General features: G+C 56.0%; 10 protein-coding genes and 1 tRNA gene. 2 read left to right on the forward strand and 9 right to left on the reverse strand.

All coding sequences use genetic code 11. From position 1 onward, the window contains the following. Nucleotides 1-616 precede the first annotated feature (616 nt). A tRNA-Gln gene (locus LL06_RS18040) sits at nucleotides 617-690 on the forward strand. Between the two features lie 371 nt (nucleotides 691-1,061). Next, nucleotides 1,062-2,921 (forward strand): site-specific integrase, encoded by a 1,860-nt coding sequence (locus tag LL06_RS18045; RefSeq protein WP_152599660.1) that lies wholly within the window; start codon nucleotides 1,062-1,064, stop codon nucleotides 2,919-2,921. An 80-nt stretch (nucleotides 2,922-3,001) separates the two neighbouring features. On the opposite strand, the gene LL06_RS18050 is transcribed toward LL06_RS18045, so the two are convergent. From LL06_RS18050 to LL06_RS27345, 9 genes are all read right to left on the reverse strand, one after another. Then, on the reverse strand, nucleotides 3,002-6,313 hold the full coding sequence (locus LL06_RS18050; RefSeq protein ID WP_035530026.1) for a DUF499 domain-containing protein: 3,312 nt from the start codon (nucleotides 6,311-6,313) through the stop codon (nucleotides 3,002-3,004). A 78-nt stretch (nucleotides 6,314-6,391) separates the two neighbouring features. Further along, on the reverse strand, nucleotides 6,392-6,748 hold the full coding sequence (locus LL06_RS18055; protein ID WP_152599661.1) for a hypothetical protein: 357 nt from the start codon (nucleotides 6,746-6,748) through the stop codon (nucleotides 6,392-6,394). Between the two features lie 58 nt (nucleotides 6,749-6,806). Beyond that, entirely contained in the window at nucleotides 6,807-9,551 is a 2,745-nt protein-coding gene (locus tag LL06_RS18060; RefSeq protein WP_035530030.1) for a DUF1156 domain-containing protein, read from the reverse strand. 18 nt (nucleotides 9,552-9,569) lie between these two features. Beyond that, the gene (locus LL06_RS27340) at nucleotides 9,570-10,325 is read right to left on the reverse strand and encodes a hypothetical protein (protein WP_152599662.1); all 756 of its coding nucleotides are present in this window, start codon (nucleotides 10,323-10,325) and stop codon (nucleotides 9,570-9,572) included. 105 nt (nucleotides 10,326-10,430) lie between these two features. Then, on the reverse strand, nucleotides 10,431-11,423 hold the full coding sequence (locus LL06_RS18065; RefSeq protein ID WP_035530032.1) for a DUF4917 family protein: 993 nt from the start codon (nucleotides 11,421-11,423) through the stop codon (nucleotides 10,431-10,433). Beyond that, on the reverse strand, nucleotides 11,410-12,318 hold the full coding sequence (locus LL06_RS26495; protein WP_052161704.1) for a hypothetical protein: 909 nt from the start codon (nucleotides 12,316-12,318) through the stop codon (nucleotides 11,410-11,412). Before LL06_RS26495 ends, LL06_RS18065 begins: the two co-directional genes overlap by 14 nt. Next, the gene (locus LL06_RS18080; protein ID WP_035530035.1) at nucleotides 12,315-15,830 is read right to left on the reverse strand and encodes a helicase-related protein; all 3,516 of its coding nucleotides are present in this window, start codon (nucleotides 15,828-15,830) and stop codon (nucleotides 12,315-12,317) included. The genes LL06_RS26495 and LL06_RS18080 overlap by 4 nt, the downstream gene beginning before the upstream one ends. Nucleotides 15,831-16,199: 369 nt before the next feature. Further along, entirely contained in the window at nucleotides 16,200-16,520 is a 321-nt protein-coding gene (locus tag LL06_RS18085) for a hypothetical protein (protein WP_035530037.1), read from the reverse strand. Nucleotides 16,521-17,112: 592 nt separating this feature from the next. Next, nucleotides 17,113-17,753 (reverse strand): hypothetical protein (locus LL06_RS27345; RefSeq protein WP_210165725.1); only part of this gene is annotated, 641 nt, incomplete at its 5' end.

Raw genomic sequence — 17,753 nt, forward strand, 5'->3', positions numbered from 1 at the left:
TCGGATCTGGACGCGGATTTTCTGCGGCGCCGTTTGCGGCGTCCCCCCGGCCCGGGGCCGGTGTCGTGTCGCGCCGGCTCAAGGCCGGAGTCATTTCCCGCCGGCCGGGGGCCGGAGTCTTTGCTCGCCGGCCGGGGGCCGGATTCATTGCTCGCGGATACGCTGGCGGGACCTCGCCCCGATGGCGCGCCATCGGAACCGGAGCCTGAAACCGCGGAGTCACCGCGTTTCCGTTCCACACCGTCCGTCGCTGCCTTGACGGCGCGCCCAGACGGAATTTCACCTGCCAGTGATACCCCCGCGTTTGGCGTTTCGCCGTCCCGAAGGTCTGTCACTGTCTGTCCTGTCATGCGCGGCGGGCAGGAAGGCTCGCGATCGCGCCTCACGGTTTGTCGTTGCACGAAGATTAGCAAAGCGGCGCGAAGAACGCAAAATTCTTTTTCGGACACGGCCGCGCCCGCTGTCGCCCGGCCTGCCCCGCCGGCCCCGCGCCGGGGTGCGGGGCCGGATGGTGGACCGACGGCTCCGTGAAAAAACCCGCAAGACTGTGTTTGCATCCGCGCCGGTTATTGGTTATAAGCCGCCCGCTGGCCCGGCAAAACCCGGCCGCCATCGTTGGGGAATAGGTTAACGGTAGACCCACGGACTCTGACTCCGTTAGTCCTGGTTCGAATCCAGGTTCCCCAGCCAATCGACCTCTTCAAACTCTGAACAAGATTGATTTTCCAGCGTTTTTTCGTTAGCTGGGGATACGTTTTGTCGTCTGGTGGACAGTACTGTCTTACACGGGTGTCCCCCACGCGTGTCTTACATTGGTGTCCAGCGGACGGAAAAGTTGGCGAATCCGTCACCTCCAAAAGGAGGTTGGCATGAGTGTGCAATATGTGTTTCGGCGTGGAGCGGTCTATTGGTGGAGGCGGCGACTGCCGGTCCAGCCTCGGACCGATTGCTTTTCGAGGATTGAAGTCAGCCTGCGGACAACGTCGCTGAACATTGCCCGTTCGACCGCCGCCGAGGTCACAAGGGCCAGTGAGCACCTAATCCAAGGGATAAGACAATCCATGATCTCTGCTGATGACGCCCGCCGCATCCTGACCAAAGTTGCTATCACCCATAGCGCCAAGCTTGACCGCGTGGCGGCCGCAGAGCTCGCCTATGGCGAGAGTGCAGCGAGCGGGCGGACCTCGGACATTGTGACCGGCTGGGCATACCGTCTCTTCGCGGCCCAGGGCATCGATGCCGCGGTCGGAGAGATCGAGCACAAGGAAATGCTGGCCGCAGGACTTGAAACGCAGACGATCACACTGGTCGCCCAGACGATCTCGACCCTGCGAGATATCGGAGCCATGCCACCAAACCATAACCGGATTGCGGGAGTGATGGCGGAGTTCGGCATTCCTGAAACAAGGGTGAACGTTCAGCAGGCCGAGCAGCTCTATCTTCGGGGAATGGCTGCAGCACTTCTCGACGCCGATCGCCGCTGGACCGGTCTGCGTCATGACGACGACCTGCTTCTCCAGTCGGGACTGCTGGAAGAAGCACGAAGGCCGATCCCTCAGTCTGTCCCCGTTGGCATCCAGAACGGATCGGCCTCCCCTGCTCCTGCTCCTGCTTCTGCCGAACCCGTCAGCGTTCCAGTGCCCGCGACCGAAAGTCCGCAGACGCCTCCCCCACCCGTGATATCACCCGCTGCACCGGTCGCCGCCGAGGTGCCAATCAGCGACGACGCCGACGATATCGACAGCCTCACTGACATCGAAGATGAAAGCTATCGCAGCCTGATCGACATCGTCACGGCGGCCGGCGGGGCAAAAGTGACCCTGGAGGAGTGGGACAGCAAGACACTCAAACAACACATCCAGCTCGCCAAGCTGTTCGAGCGCTTCCTCGGCCACGGCAACCCGACCCGTGTCGGACAAAAGCACCTCGCACAGTTTCGCGATATCCTGCTCAAGTTCCCCAAGAACTACGGCAAGTCACCGCGGGACCATGTCATCTCCGTCGCCGACATTCTCGCCCGAGCGGAGAAGCTTCCCAAGGCCGAGGTCGGCCTGACTAAGGCAACGATCAATCGTCACATGAACAACATGGCCAATATTGCGGGCATGTGCGAGGCCTATGGCTATTTCTGGGAGAGTTACAACGGCATCTCAAAGCTTCGCGCTAGAACCAGCGGAGAACCGGAGAACGAGCGCCCGTCCTTCACCACCGCCGATCTTGAGGCCTTGTTCAGTCTTCCGGTCTGGACCGGTGCAGCCACGGGCACAAACGATGCCATTCAGCCAAGCGAAATTTTCCATGATGCACGCTACTGGGTTCCCCTCATCGGAGCATATCAGGGTGCGAGGCGGGAGGAGATTTGCGGGTTCAGGCTCGACGAGATCATCGACTTCCATGGCATTTGGGGGTTCAACTTTATCCCAACTGAAGTTCGCAGATTGAAGTCAAAAGCGGCGAAACGGCACATCCCAGTTCACCCTGAACTCATCCGGCTCGGGTTCCTCGAGTATGTCGAGGCCCTGAGAAAGGCAGGCCATGTGCTGCTGTTTCCTGAACTTCGGGCGGTGGCAGAAGGGACACCGATGGGAGATGTCTTCGACGACGAGTGGCAGAAGATGAAAAACCTGGCTATGCCGCAGGCGAAGGCAGAGGGGAAAGTATTCCACTCGTTCCGCCACTGGTGCAACAACGAGATGAAGCAGAAGGGTGTCAGCTCTGAAATCCGCAAGGACATTCTCGGTCACGTCAACAAGGATGTGAACGAAGGCACCTATTCACAAGTGGCCCGACTGCGGCTCATGCGGAGGTGCCTTCAGAAGCTTCCCAGACCGAGTGCCAGAGTTGAACCGGCACCAGTTCGACTGCTGCCCCAGGTCCTTGCGCACACGCCGAGGCAGACGCGGAAGCAGGCCAACGGGTGAGGGAGTAGGGCAAAGCATCACGCAAATTTCTTTGTATAGCCGGATGCGGAAATTATTTCCGCATCCGGCTGGCGAACCAATTAAGAAATCCGTTTGTCGATAAAACCGAGCGTCGTTGCATTCTCGAGCAGTGTGCGGACTTTGGATCGATCCAAACCGCTCGGAACTTCCGCATCTATCTCCAGCCGCAGGGATACCTCGCTTCCAGCTATCGTCGTCAGCTGCTCGATAATGGCCTCAACTATCTGATGAATGTCGCGCGCCGGCCGCTCGGCTGAGATTATGACCGTCCCCTCAAACCGCGTCGGCAGTCTATCAACCACTGGAGCACTGACAGTGTCGCCGGTGTCGACCGCAAGAGGTGTGGCCCCGGGCACTGGTTCCGACATCCCACCGGTTGAAGCCGGTGGCGTGACGACCGCCTGTCTGGCAGCCTGCTTCGACAATTGTTCCAGCGCCACTGTGGGGCGGATGATCACACTGTCCCTGTCGACCACGACATGGGCGTTGGTCGCTTTTTCGACGATGAGCCCCCGATATGTCTGGCTTCCTTCGTCCCAGGCTTCTGCATAGGCAAAAGGTCCAGGCAACATGGCCGAAACGGCTGACTGAACGGCCTTCACGAAAACGGCCTGGTTCTTCACGCGAGGCAGGTAGGTGTACCGGTTGAGATATTCCCACAGGTCTTTGAGTGACAGGTGCGGTTTGCCGTTCCAAATATATTTCTGAAGATCGCGATCCAGGCGATTTGCGCCTAGCTCAGCTAGCAGCCCTTCATCACTGACGAGTTTCTTGCTGGCGCGTGACAGAACTCCATCCTGAGCTGGAATTCGATCCTTGACCCAATCCAGATCAGCCTGTGCGGAATCCTGAATGGGATAGATCAGGTAGCACCATGCCTCCCTGAGTCGGGTCTTCATTGTGTCCAGCGCGTCCTTCACCTTCATCTCGGCCAGTGCTTCGTCACTTTGGGTCAAGTTCAGGCGTTTCGTATCCCTGACAATGCCCTGCCAGGCGAGAGCGCTTCGCACTGCGTCCTTGACGCCATCGAGCTGGCGGTTCTCCGCAGCAAGGAAAACAAGCACGTTGCGATAGACACGCGGTGTCGATCCGCGTTGCATCAGGATATCTCTGGCCTCGATGAGGGCGTCGGAGCCGTCACGGCCAGAATGCGGATGCTCAACGCCGAGGACGACCATGCGAACGCCCCCGGGCTCGTCAGGAACGTCTGTTGAACTCGACGGCGCGACCTGGACAGCATCGAAATGACCGCGATCCGCCAAAGCGTTGATATATTTTTGCAGTTCCTGGTCAATGGTCATCAAGACCAGGGCTTCCTCAAGCTGTGCAGCGTGATCGGCTGCCGTGCGATTAAGGCTGGCCGTCATCGAGTACCAGTAGCGACCAAGATCGCTGTGCATGAACCTTGCCTGGTTGGTCAGCCGGCGCAGCGCGTCACCGAAGATGTTGGGCCGTTCACCGGGCTGAACGACACCAAGATTGATCTGCTTGTCGTCCAGTCCCTTGTTCTGCTGATTATAGGTTGGGGCCGACCCCATGAAGATCGCGCGGGCAATGCGTCGCGTCGCCGAGTATCGATTGAGGTTGGGCGCTTGCTGATCAATCTTGTAGGGGGTCGAGGAGGAGCCATCGACGTCACCGGCAATGATCGACTGCCAGTTGGTATCGAGATAGTGCAAAAGCTCTGGTTCGATGCGCGGCGAGCTGATCGCCACGCTGCCGGGCATGATCATGACCGAGGGATCGCCGTTCATCCACAATTCGTGGATCACCTGTGCCATCAGCCGCAAGACGCCGCGGGTGCGCTGAAATTTCTCGAGCGAGCCCCAGCTAGTGTAGAGCTGATCGAACAATTCCGGATGGATCGGATAGGCCTTTTCAAGTTTGCGGCGATAATCCTCGTCGGCGCAGCCCTGCGGAAAATCATTGGGATTATCGCGATACAGCTTGGCGAACTGTTTCAGCGTGTTGTCGCGATGATGAAACTTGTCGCCAGGGATTTCCTTGAACAGGCGGCGGCGAACAATCTCATAGCTCTCTTCCTGCGATGCTGGACGCCACGAGGATTCCACGCGGCTGAAGGTCTGCTTGAGGCGGGCAAGTGCTTCCTGCCCGCCCTCGCCGCCAACTTCGATCTGCGAGGCCGGCAGGGACGCAACGAGAAGCGTCTTCGGGCTCGCCTTGACGGCTTCAGTCAATGACTGGACGAAGGAAAGATTGGCGTCGAAGGACCCCGAAGGCAGACCTTCGACCTTGTAGATTTGTCGCAGATAGGCCACCCACTCGTCGATCAGAATGAGGCAGGGACCGAATGCCTTGAAAAGCTCTTCCAGCAGATTGGAGCCGGGCGCGATCCCCTTGGCGTCGCAATCCGCCACCATGGCATAGCCTTCGGCTCCCCCAAGCTGCCAGGCAAGTTCGCCCCAGGTGGTGCGGATGTCGATCCCGGGCTCGGGATGGAGAATATCCTGTGGACCCCGCGATGTTCCGACGAGAACGGCACGGTTGACCTTCTCCGGAACCGCCAGCCCGTTCTTTTGGAGCAGCTGATCGAGCCCAGAAAGATCGCGTGAACTCACGGCTCCTGCCATATGGTAAAGCGCCAGCATCGAGTGGGTCTTGCCGCCACCGAAATTTGTCTGCAACTCGACCACCGGATCGCCACCTGTGCCCGAAAGGCGCTTTGCGGCGCTCGTCAACAGCGTGCTCAGACCATCTGTCAGATAGGTGCGGCTGAAGAATTCCTTTGGGTTCGAATATTCAGACGGCGCGCTGCCGTTGTGAACCTTGCCGAGATCGGCGGCAAACTCCGCCTGCTGGAAGTCACCAGTGGCGACATCGGGATGCGGCTCGACGATTTCGCGCCAGGGCAGGATGCCGGCAACTGTCTCGACCGAAATGTCCATGCGCTGGGTCTTGCGGCGTTCCTCGTTGCGGGCAAGTTCGGTGAACTTGGTGCGCAGAATTGTATCGCGCATCCGCCCCACTTCGGCGGCTGCGGGCCCGGCACTGATTGATTCCAGCATGCGTCTCAGCGTATCGAGCGCCCGCTCCGCGTCGTCGTATGTAAAAGGCTCACTGTGTGAGAGCCGATTGCGGACCTCGATCAGCTCGTTGATATAGGTGCGCTCCTGTCGGCCAAGCGTCTTGGCGAATACCTCCATCCAGAGCACGTTCATAACTTTGAGCAGCGACTGCTGATCCCAGGTCATCGTTCCCTGGCCACGCTGAACACCATGAACACGTTGAACCACCTCAACCGGCCAATCCGGACCGAATGCGGCCTCCAGGCTCTTTTCGACGAACGGGGTCAGCGCTTCAGGAAGCAATTCCATTCCGTCGAAAACATACTGTCTGGTGCTCTTTGCCATCTCGTCCCACGCTCACTTGAAATCATTCGAATGCAGATTGCGTTCCCACTAACTATGAAAAGGCTCCGGGGGGAATGGTCAATCCCTGGTTGTCCAAACATAGTCATAGGCAAGCCCGCTGATGCTGCCTTTGCGGACCCTGGCCATAAGTCCCGGATCGGACACCGATGCGGCGATCACCGCCACATCATAGGCCTTGAGGTAGGGTGGCCCGTGCGGTTTGCCGTCGACATGTTTCTGGCACACCTTGACGGTCGCCATGAAGCGGGTGCCGATCGGAAACATCTCCCGCAGCGTCCGGGAAAACTCGACCCTTGTGTCGGCCGAGAACGAGGCATTGGGGCGAACGCGCGGCCTGGTGATCGAAACGTCACGGCAGGTCTCAAGCTCGATATGGCCAAAAAAGCGGCCCACAAGCTTGTCGAGATCAGCCATCTTTTCGGCATTTCCAATCGTCCCCTTCATACAGTACACCCCATTGCAAACGCCATCCTCAGAGTTCGAGTGTGCCCTGCCCTGTACCCCGCACATCGTGGACCGCCGCCGCCTCGCGCGAAAGTTCCGTCCAGTCGGCGATCAGCGCGTTGTAGGCCGTCGCTTCCTTGGCGTCCTTGCGCTTGTTGGCGGCGATGTCATAGAGGCAATAGGCGAGGTCCTTGACGGCATCGGCCTGGTTGCCAATCTGCTTAAACAGCGCTGCCGTTTCGAAGGTGATGCCGTTCTCCTCATGGAGCTTGACCAGATGTTGCAGGCATTCCCAGATCGTCAGATGGCGATCTTCAGTCGGGTCCCAGCTACCATCAAGTTCGTCCCGCCCCAGCAAGCGAACCTTGCCGGCAGCACTTTCGACGACGCCGGCATGCTTGACGCTTTCCACGGAAATGCCGCGGGCACGTGCCAAATTATCGGCCGAACCGTAGTCGCCGGCTTTCATTCCATGCTGCTCGAACCAGCTAATGGCAAATCGGGTTTCGGGATCGAACTCACCTTGGATGACGCCAAGATAGTCATCCAATTCGCGGTTGATCAGTTGTAGTGCGGCCTTCACGCTCATAGGGCTATCGTCAGCTTCCAACACCGCGTTGTAGCGCGAGAAGACACCCATGCCGGGTCCTATGGCCGACTGTGGTATATCAGCGGGGGCAATATTGGCGGCCTGAAGGTCGGCGATGGCCGATGGTAGTTCGCGCTTCAGAGTCCGAACAAATTCAGCACGGGTAATAGTCTCAGCAGCCATCGTTTTCTTTCTACAGACGAGGACCACCGAATTTGCAAGAGCATTCATACCTTTCTTTAATGCATTAGTGGCTTCAGTTCGAACCGGCCAAGTTCCGACTATGATAAATCCTGATGCAATTACTGCGCCTAAAAATGAACTCCATCCTGGAGAGGAAATACCGTCTTTTTCGATTTCAGATTGCTTGAACGCATAGTAGATTGCAGCTGGATAGCTATCCAATGCGCCAAGGGACATGTTCCCGAGTGCTTTTGTCATTCCAGCCATAAAATGAGCTTCAGCACCTTCCGCACCGCCATAGCGCGTGGCGCTAGCTACCAGCTCTTCTTGTTTAGGAACGGAAATAACCCCCATAATGTCTGGATAATCATGGTGAAGGCTTCGCCTCAGCCAACCATAGAAAAAATCAGACAATTCTGCATATTCGATGTTGTCGTAGTAGGGTGGGTCAGTTGAAAGAACAAAGTTCATAATCGAAGGGGTTTCGTCAGATGCATTATGCTGGAAAACAGAACCTTGAGTAGTGCAAGTAAGGCAATCCAACACTTCTGACACAGACAGAGCCGTGCCAGCGATATCACCTCCAGCTCCTGCAAACGGATTGGTTTCGGCAAATGTCCACTGCATTGGAAGGGCTTGACGACCCAGTGCGCCAGCCAATCGCCCCATGCCTGTTTCCCATATTGCTAATGAACAATTTCGCGTTAAAGCTTTGCTGATCGCAAATGAAAGATAAAGCCTTAGAGCTTTTACGTATTCAGTATTATATTTTTGATGAAGCGGAATTCTATTTGATTCACTGTGAAATTCACTTTCTAGCTCAGTCAAAACACTAACGAAGGCGTTAATCGAAACTAGTTGTCTTTTGGTGAACACATCGCCGAATCGAGTCATTCCATACAGCGGCGTTTGGAAATTCCTATGCTTTAGAGGAATCAATACCTCTGGACTCCACTCCGGTTCCGCATTGAGGGCAATTCCTTCGATTTCCGGAGTCGGTGAGATGTAGTTCCGCCCACCACTGGTTTCAACCACAACGGCCATTAACCGCTGCCCCATATTCCCTGCCTGCGCTTGTTGTCGAATGTATGCAAGTGGAATTGCTTCCCCAGTCACGACACAGTTTGCACCGGTTCGTCCAATATTTGGTGGTAACGCAGGGCCTTTTCCATGTCGCACTTCAAACCGATAGCCTGTCTTGTCTGAATTTATTACAGGCTCAACCCAGACCTTTCGGTCCTCTTTGTCTAGTAGGTAAAAATTTCGGACCAGCGGTGTTTGCAGGGAACTTAATGCTGGGTTAGGGCTTGGTACCGTCCGAGCCCAAATCCAAGCAATTACAGTTGCCTGCCCTCCACCCATCTCTTTTGGTAGCTCGACCTGCGGATAAAAATGTCCAACGCGCTCCCACGCCTTCTTTCGCATCCATTCGCCGTAATATTTGACGTCCTCCGCCAGTCCTTCGGCATTGCGATAGAACTGGCGCTCCTTGATGCCAGGATGGATCGGCGGCAGGTCCTTGAACTTCGGTGGGATTTCGATCATCGCCTTCCCGATCATCACCGCGACCGGGTTAAGGTCCGATCCATAGGCCGGCAGTCCCAGGCGCTGGGCCTCAAGCGGGATTGAGCCGCCACCTGAGAACGGGTCATAGACCGGCGGCAGCACGCCGCCGCAACTCTTGCGAATTTCGGCACGGGCGCGTTCCAGCACTTCCTCGTTGGTGGAGTTCTCCCAGATCACCATCTCCTCGATAATTTTGAACAGCCGCTTCCGCTCTGCATCCTGGGCCTCCGGTGTCGGAAACTCTTCCGGGTTGCTCGACGGATCATCCACGAGCTGGGCAAACAACACTGCCCGGCAGGCGGCCAGAGGACGCCTCGCCCACCACAGATGCAACGTCGAAGGATGCCCGTGACGGATCGACTTCTCCCGCGCTGACGCCGCATTGATCGCCTCCAGAGGAATGGCGACTTCAATGAGTTTCTTCTTGTAGGTCATATCGTGGTCATCCAAGTTTCACTTCGACGGGAAGAACAGGCCAAAAAGACCCGGGCCGAGGTCTTTTTCGGCTCCTTCCCCTAGCATTTCTTCAAATTGGCTTGCGGATTGAATAGTGCGCCGATCATCTCCGTCTCTTGGGGCATCACCAAGCGGAATGCCAGCACCAAACATATCAACTGTGGATGGAGGTTCGGATGAACGAGTTCCTTCGGCACCACCCGCAGAAAAATGGACGGAGGCTCCATCATCACGCTGACGCGTGTAAACTATCGTGGTTCCGGCGGACGGGCAAAAACAACCGAATTCGGCACACGCGGACTTTGCGGCTATCGAAGATACCGGTCTTCGCCTGATCAGCGCCTTACTAGTGGCACAAAGGGACAAAGTTGCTGAATGAGCTGCAGACCTAAACGCAGGTCCGATCCTGGCCGCGGGTACGCACCAACTGTGCTCCAGTAGACATCTCACCGACGCCGCCGTTTTGACATCCTCCGCCTCAGGGAAAATGTAGTACGTGCTTTTCGGATGGCGGCGCGCAACTCCGCTAAGGCAGCGCCATTGAGACTTGTCGAGCTTAAATTTGTCATTCTGCTTTGCTTTAAACTGGAAAACTTGCAACCGACCGCCGATACGCAGCATCGTGTCTATGCCGGTCATCCTCTCCTGGGCCTGGGTCATTCCAATCCATTGAGGATTGCGAACGAATGGCATTGCTGCAGCAGAAAGCGCCGCGCAAAACCGGACCTCGAAACTCTTCTCTGAAAACCTCATCGAGAGGCCCTTCGCTTATGCCGGTCGACCTTCACCCTCCGCGGAGTCGCATTGAGGAATTCTCGGTGAATAAATACCTGGGTGAGGCTCATTTTGGAGGCCTGGTCACGACGCCGGCGGTGCAATGTTGAGAGCTGGATCGCCGAGGGGGTGGGTGGCGGCGTCAAAAAAGTAGATTTCGGCATTGGGGATAGAGGCAACTATAGCACCCTTCTTCTGGCGAACATCGTCCTCAGCCCGAACCGCAACTGCCACCTTTCGACCTCTGTGGGAGTTTAACACGTCGACAATATGCGAGTCGCTTCCCCCTAGACTATGGCCGAAAACGACTAGGGGGCCGTCATCAAGAGCGAGCTGAGAAAACACGAATGAGAGATAATCCGATCGGTAGATCGACGCGAGTTTCTCGGGGGCTGTTCCTTCGGAAATAAACAGAGGAGCAGCGTCTTCGAATGGCGTTGCGAAAAGGTCGAGCAAATTACGCCCTCCTCTGGCTGTTCGTTTGAGCGTCTGTCCATTTGGCTTTCGATAGAGATGTAGTCCGCCGTGGACATAATGCACCCTTGTTGTTTTCCCCCATATCTCGGTGTTCGAGATGTCAAACTCCGCTGTCCAGAAGTAATCCCTGAACTGCGCAGGAGCGGCCATCAAAGACCAATACAAAAGCAGATCATAATTTGTCGAATATATTGCAGCATATTTGGAGAGCTCCGAAGCGACGCGTTTCAGCTTTTCGTCTTCAATGCAGAGCCAGGGAATATGAACAGAATGCACCGCCTGAATGAGTGCTTCTCGGATAGAATGTTCGCGTTGATCTATTAGCTCGTGTGGTTGACCAAGGGCGTGCAGTACTGACTTGCTCGTCGCCAATGCGCTGAGAACCCATTCGAAATTTCTGGTTTCAAAGCGCTCGAACAAAGCCGTGTCATCAGCACTCAATGTTGGTCCATCGCCTGTGGAGGCCGTTTCGAAAAGAGAGTGGTAGCCGAAAGATGCCCACATGTTCTGGCTGAACCCGTTGCCGAGCAGCAGGCCGGACCAATCACCTATGTCCTGGACCTCCGCCCAATCGCCAAGATTGCTATCAAGTTCTGTCATTGGCTGCCCTCTTCAGTCGAATTTGATACGAAAGCGGCGCGGTCTCCACGACCGAAACATGATCGCCAGGCTTTGCGCGGTTAAGTTGATAAAAACGCTTGATCCAGCCCCTACGGCGAAAAAACTTGTGCCGCTCGCCATCGATGTCAGTCAACGCCAGGTCCGGGCCACCCCAATCGATCCTGGCTTCCTTCCTCGCGAGATTGGATGCATTCGAACCGCCCATGATCGCATCAGGGAAAAGGTGCAAGTGATCGCGGAGATAGAAATGATCGTTGTCGAGATTGCCTTGGGTGATCTCGACTTCGCAAATTAGCTTACCGGTTCTGTTGTCAGAGGACCTTACCGTCTTCAACGGTTCGTTCTGATTGATTGGTTGGGGCGTCTGGGTCAGTGTTGTGTCCGCTGCCACAGCGGGTGAACCGGCAGGGATCGCCCGCGTCACTGGCACATCGACGCCAGTTGGGACTGCGATCCGCTCGACCTCGGCGACCATGGTGGATAGCCCCAGTTGCGCAGAAATCGCCGCGGTAACCGGTGGGTCCAGCTCCACCCAACTGACCGCGCCAGAAGGGTGACGGTACGGTACCGGACTTGGAAGCTTTCTTACGTCGGCAAGCACCCAAGGGGTCGTCCATTTGGCGACCGCGCCCGAACGGATCATGCTCTCAGGAATCTGGTGCTTGTCATGAGTGGCGACCATCTCCTCGACTGACAGCGCCGGACGCACATCCACCAGCCGGGCGACGCCATAGATCGCACCCGTGCCTTTGCGGATCAGGCCAAACCAACCCCTGAAGGATACCGGCCTGGACCGCATCTCCCAGGACTTGGAGCCATCGAGAAGATAACCGATCCATGGATCGTCGATGACAAGGCCTTTGGTGATGTTCATGCGGGTATCTCCGCCCGCAGCAGCAGGCTTTTCAGGTTAAATTGGATGGCGGTGACGTCAAAGGTCGGCTCATGAGTTTGCAGTGCGCCCCGGACATACAGAGGCTCGCGGGCAAAGCCGTTTTCGACATGGACAATGCCGAGGATGAACTGCTCAGGCTTGTTGAGCGAGGTGATGACTTCCTGGCGGGTGATCATCACACTGTCGGCCCCTTCGATGCGTCCCTTAACCTCGATGAAGCGGAGATGATCGGTATTCGGGTCGTAGGATTGAATGTCGTAGCCGATCTTCTGGGCTGAAACGTCAGAGGGAATGTTGCCCAATGCCCGCTCGGCGGCCATTACCGCCTCCATGGCGGCAAGCTCTATTCTGCGCCGTGCCTCGGGATCGTCCGAGAAGCCTGTAGGTGCAATATTCTGGTCGTCCTTGATGAGTCCGCGTGCCAGCAGCAGTCCGTTTGGAATGACCACCATGCCGCCGCGCACCCGAGGTGGCTGAGCCGAGATGAAACGTTCCTTCTCGAGTCCTTCCATCCGGCGCTTGAGCCGCTCGACGAGGTCTTCTGCGCGGCGCTGGGCGTTCTGCCAGTTCAATCGGGTCTTCTTACCGGCTCGCTCCTCTTCCTTGAGTTCGAAGGCACGGGCGTCCCAATAATTGATTTCCTTCTTCAGCCGCGCCTTGACCTCCTGCTCCACCTTCTGGATTTCGGGGAAACGCTTGGCTTTGACCTCAGCCACATGCTGCTGGGCAAGTTCAATGGTCGCGAAGCCGACGGCCGTCTTTTCAAGATCGGATTTAAGCCAGTCAGCCTCAAGCAGATCGTGAACGCCCTTTATCTCGTCCTGCGTCGCAGGCCGCAGATTGAGGTGCGGGGCGATACCGGCATTGGTGGCGTTGCCGGTGCGGTCGAGCGCTGTGAACTGCAGTTTTTCAGAAACCACATGAGGCTTGCCGGTGGCAGTTGCCTGCGCATCCTGGATGCTGTGTTCAAGCAGAAAAAGTGCGGCGATCTCCTCGCCAGGATCGGTATCATCAACAAGGACGGCACCTTGCCTCATCAAGTGATCATACTTTTCGCGGATGAGGCTGATCACGGCTTCGAGCAGGGGATGCCCAGGGCATATGAACGCCGCAATTGGCTGCTGGTTGATCCGGGTTCTTTCAAAACATATGCGCTCATATTTCTTCTGGATCGGCGCGCCGGTGCCAACCTGGCGATCCCTTTCGCGAATGCTGAGGGGAACATGGGTGATTTCCCATCGACCCTCCTCACGCTTTTTGATCTGGCCACCCAAATGCTGGAAGGCTTCGGCGAAAAAGCTCTGGACATGATGGGGCTGGAGCCGCTGGGCATCCGCGCGCTCCATCTCGATCCTGAGTTCCTGGACCCGGGCGGCAGGCATCGTGTCGTTCGTCAATGCCCGACGCTCCAGCAGCGTCAGGAGATGTTGCTGGTCTACAGCACCATCCACTGCGTGGAACAGCCGCGCCTTGACATCGTCCTGCTCACCATACTGGATCGCTTCAAACAGAAGATCGCGCAAAGCTGTTCCCTCGAACAGTTCCCCCAGCACGTCGTAGACTCGACCGCCGAGCGCCTCGCGAGCCACTTCAAGTTTTTCAAGCAGACGAGCGTAGACCTCGCCTTCTCGGGTATCGGCCGCTACCAGGTTCCAGAGATGGCAGACCTCCGTCTGACCGATGCGGTGGATACGGCCGAACCGCTGTTCAATCTTGTTGGGGTTCCACGGAAGGTCGTAGTTGACCATAAGGTGCCCGCGTTGGAGGTTGACGCCTTCGCCGGCTGCATCATTGGCTATGAGGACCAGCATGTCGCGGTCCTGCATGAAGCGCTCGACCACCTTGCGGCGTTCCTCGCGCGTGACGCCACCATGAATAACTTCCACGGCCTCTGGCTTGCCCAAACGAGCGCGCACCTTTTCAAGAAGGTAGTGTAGCGTGTCCTTTTGCTCCGTGAAGATGATGAGTTTCCGCCGATTGCCGTCAGCATCGACCATCAGTTCGTCATCAAGAATTTTGTCCAGTTGCGTCCACTTGGTGTCTTTGCCTGATCGCAACACATCAAGCGCCATGATCTCAAGACCCTTCAATGTCTGGACCTCGATTTCCAGCTGCTCGATTGTCTCGGCCGTCGTCGCGCCGGTGGAGATCAGGTCTTCGAGTTCGTCGATCTCCTCTTGCCCGTATTCATCAATATTCCGCAGCACCTCGTCCGACACGTTGGGTGCATCGATGCCTAATCGGCCAGCCTTGCGTATCAATTGGGCCTCGGCTAGCTCAGCCTCAAGCCGCTCCCGCCTGCGGCGGAGGGACTGATAGATGGCTGCCGGCGATGAGGCCAGGCGGCGTTGAAGAATTTGGAGTGCGAAGCCGATATTGTTGCGCTTCTTTCCATCCTGTTCCGCGAAGCGCAAAACCCTGTTCATTTCCGTGCGGACATACTCGGTCACGGAGCTGTAGAGGGTCGCCTCTTCAGCTGATAGCTCGTATTTGACCGTATAGGCCCGCCGCTCGGGAAACAGCGGACGCCCGTCGAACTTCAGGAGTTCCTCCTTGGTCAATCGCCTCATCATATCCGCGCTGTCGGCATAATGAACGCCGTCACGAAAGCGTCCCTCGAAGCGATCGCCATCAAGCAGCGCCATGAAAAGCTGAAAGTCTTCCTCCTTGCCATTGTGCGGCGTCGCAGACATCAATAGAAAATGGCGACATAGCTGGCCCAACTGCTGACCGAGCTGATAGCGCTTGGTGTATTTGACGTCTCCGCCGAAATAGCTTGCCGACATTCGGTGTGCTTCATCGCAGATGATCAAGTCCCATTCTGTGGAAGCAACCAGCTTCTCCTGAAGCTCCTCGTTTCGCGACAAAACGTCGAGCCGAGTGATCAGACGGTTTTTGTCGTTGAAGATATTCCCCGACCGCGAATTCTCGATCATGTCGCGGGTCAGAATATCGAATTCGAGAGAAAACTTTTCACCGAGCTCATCCTGCCATTGCTCGACAAGGCTACCAGGCGCGACGATCAAGCATCGCTCAAGATCGCTGCGGGCGATGAGTTCCTTTATGAGAAGCCCGGCCATGATGGTCTTACCTGCGCCAGGGTCATCGGCCAAAAGGAATCGGAGCGGTTGTCGCGGCAGCATGTCGCCATAGACGGCGCTTATCTGGTGGGGCAGAGGATCGACAAGACTTGTGTGAATCGCGAGATAGGGGTCGAAATAGTGAGCTAGCTTGATGCGGTTGGCCTCTGTGACCAAACGCAACAACCCTCCGTCGGCCTCAAAAGACCATATGTTGCCATCCGAAACCAGAGCTACCCGGCCTTCATCCTCTCGGTAAATTGTCGTTTCTGCCACTGCCCCACTTGTATCACGATAGACGATATTAATGGCTTGTTGCCCGATCCAATCAACACTGAGAACACGGACAGTTTGCTGAGGCAAAATACCACTTACAACTGATCCGGTTTTTAGGTCTTCAAGTCGTAGCATTCATCATCCTGTCCATCTGCGATTAACAAATACGATGCTGCTCGGACGAGCTAAAGTTGTATTATCGCTCGATAAAAAACAAAATATTGCATCTTAGGTCCAATTGTTGGACCCGGCGGACAACCCAAGGTGCTTCCTTACACGGCGTGAACTCGCCGAGCGTAGGACCGACTGCATGACATGGGATGACGCGGGACGTCAATGTGACCAACTAGTGGAGCACCAATGCGTCAGAGTGACTGAGGTCGATCAAGGGTTCTGGTCAAGTTTTTCGATTCAGACGTAAACCTCGTGATGCGGAGTAATGGGGGGAAGACAATAGAATATGACCAAACACAGTTTGCAGGACAGCTCCGAACGGGAGACCAGTTAGTGGGGAACCAGATGCCGCTTAGGACGGAAAGGGAAGAGCCCGTCTGCGTAACGATGGACTAGCCCTTCGAAGACCTCCTCGCTTTCGCGGACATCAAATCCTTGTAGCTTGAGACCATCAATCAGTTGGTTACGCACCCTGTCGAGCGCCTCACGTCGTCCCAGGCGATGCGTGTCCGCACTGATGATGATCTTCCAGAGAAGCATCCGCGCAAGATCATCGCGTGATGGCCGACGCCGTGTGCGCGCCTCGTCTCTCACTCGCTGTTGTCGTACCTGCTGTTCTGCGTTGCGCTGATTCTTTGATTTCTTCGACATCTCACTCTCCTGTTTGGAACTTCAGGCTGAGCGCCGGCGATGCAAGGGACAAATGTCGTTTGCTCCTATTTTCCATCTGACAAAGAGAGTGCCGTGGTCAAAGCGTGCAAACGTTGTCACCTGCAAACACCGTTTGTGACTGAATCGCGGTTTCAGGCTCGAGAAACACGGATTTGGCGATCGGAATCGCGGCAGCGTAAATTGAGATGATGTGCACTGAATTGGCTGCAATTCGATCCAGGGCAGGATCAATTGAGCCAGATTGGATTGCCGTTTGGGTATGGTATTTCCAATTAAATGATTTCGCCTGCAGGGTATCGCAGTGAATTCGTCGCCTGTATCTTGGAACCCCGGAGGGTTGCAGCCCTCATCGCCATGAATTGCGGCCGAGCTGACGTGATTTGCGTTGGAATCGGCTATCGAATGTTAAATCTGCCTTCAGACGGACAAAAAGTGAAAACAAAAGGAAAACGGCATCTGGCATTATCATGGGTCCAGTAATGTTATCGTCGCCAGCGGTTTGCCTGTGGCCCAAATGTTGTGGCTGAAAGCAAACTAGAATAGCTAATTTGCAGGAGGCGAAATTTTTCCGTCAAAACTCCAGCTCGTATTTCCATATCCGACCGATGCCTTCGCTAGCATCTGTCGCGTAGCTTTCCGAGAATGGAAATATTATGCTTGTCGCCGTACCTCGGCACTCTCTGATATAAAACAGAGCCAGGCCGAGTGCGCTTGGTTTCGTAGATAGTGGCGATAGATAGAGATTGTCGATTCCGTTTGTAACCCGCTCCTTGCGTACAAGTTCACTGATAACAGTAGCTGTCGCAAAAGGGTCTGCAGCTGGTGCGAATACCTCTCGTGCACTTTCCCCAAGAGCGTCTCTCGCGCGCCGGGTGCGGAGAACTCCTTGCTGATACATGTCAGCTTTTAAGGAAGGAAGACCGAGCAGCACTACTTTTCGAGCCTTATCCTTATCCTCGGCAACTTCCGCAGTTAGCCTGTCCTCAAATCCCGCATTAATAATTAAAAGATCATCGCCCGTCTTATTGACAGTGATTCCTTCATACCCAGCGACCTGCCGCACAGTATGAACTCGGTCACTTGCAAAATGGGTGTCGTCGAGCCGTTTATAATGACCAGGCTCCGAATAGATCACGTCGATCTTTCTTGTCCCCATCGCGGCAAGATAGAGCAGATTCGACTTACTCCGGGTCATATCCGGCCGCCTCGAAA

Origin of the sequence: Hoeflea sp. BAL378, from assembly GCF_000759435.1 — a bacterium.
Classification (GTDB): Bacteria; Pseudomonadota; Alphaproteobacteria; order Rhizobiales; family Rhizobiaceae; genus Hoeflea.

Bases quoted from the DNA above. Each gene is read 5' to 3' on its own strand.
- LL06_RS18045 (WP_152599660.1), top strand. From the start codon at position 1,062: ATGATCTCTGCTGATGACGCCCGCCGCATCCTGACCAAAGTTGCTATC.
- LL06_RS18050 (WP_035530026.1), bottom strand. From the start codon at position 6,313: ATGGCAAAGAGCACCAGACAGTATGTTTTCGACGGAATGGAATTGCTT.
- LL06_RS18055 (WP_152599661.1), bottom strand. From the start codon at position 6,748: ATGGCTGATCTCGACAAGCTTGTGGGCCGCTTTTTTGGCCATATCGAG.
- LL06_RS18060 (WP_035530030.1), bottom strand. From the start codon at position 9,551: ATGACCTACAAGAAGAAACTCATTGAAGTCGCCATTCCTCTGGAGGCG.
- LL06_RS27340 (WP_152599662.1), bottom strand. From the start codon at position 10,325: ATGAGGTTTTCAGAGAAGAGTTTCGAGGTCCGGTTTTGCGCGGCGCTT.
- LL06_RS18065 (WP_035530032.1), bottom strand. From the start codon at position 11,423: ATGACAGAACTTGATAGCAATCTTGGCGATTGGGCGGAGGTCCAGGAC.
- LL06_RS26495 (WP_052161704.1), bottom strand. From the start codon at position 12,318: ATGAACATCACCAAAGGCCTTGTCATCGACGATCCATGGATCGGTTAT.
- LL06_RS18080 (WP_035530035.1), bottom strand. From the start codon at position 15,830: ATGCTACGACTTGAAGACCTAAAAACCGGATCAGTTGTAAGTGGTATT.
- LL06_RS18085 (WP_035530037.1), bottom strand. From the start codon at position 16,520: ATGTCGAAGAAATCAAAGAATCAGCGCAACGCAGAACAGCAGGTACGA.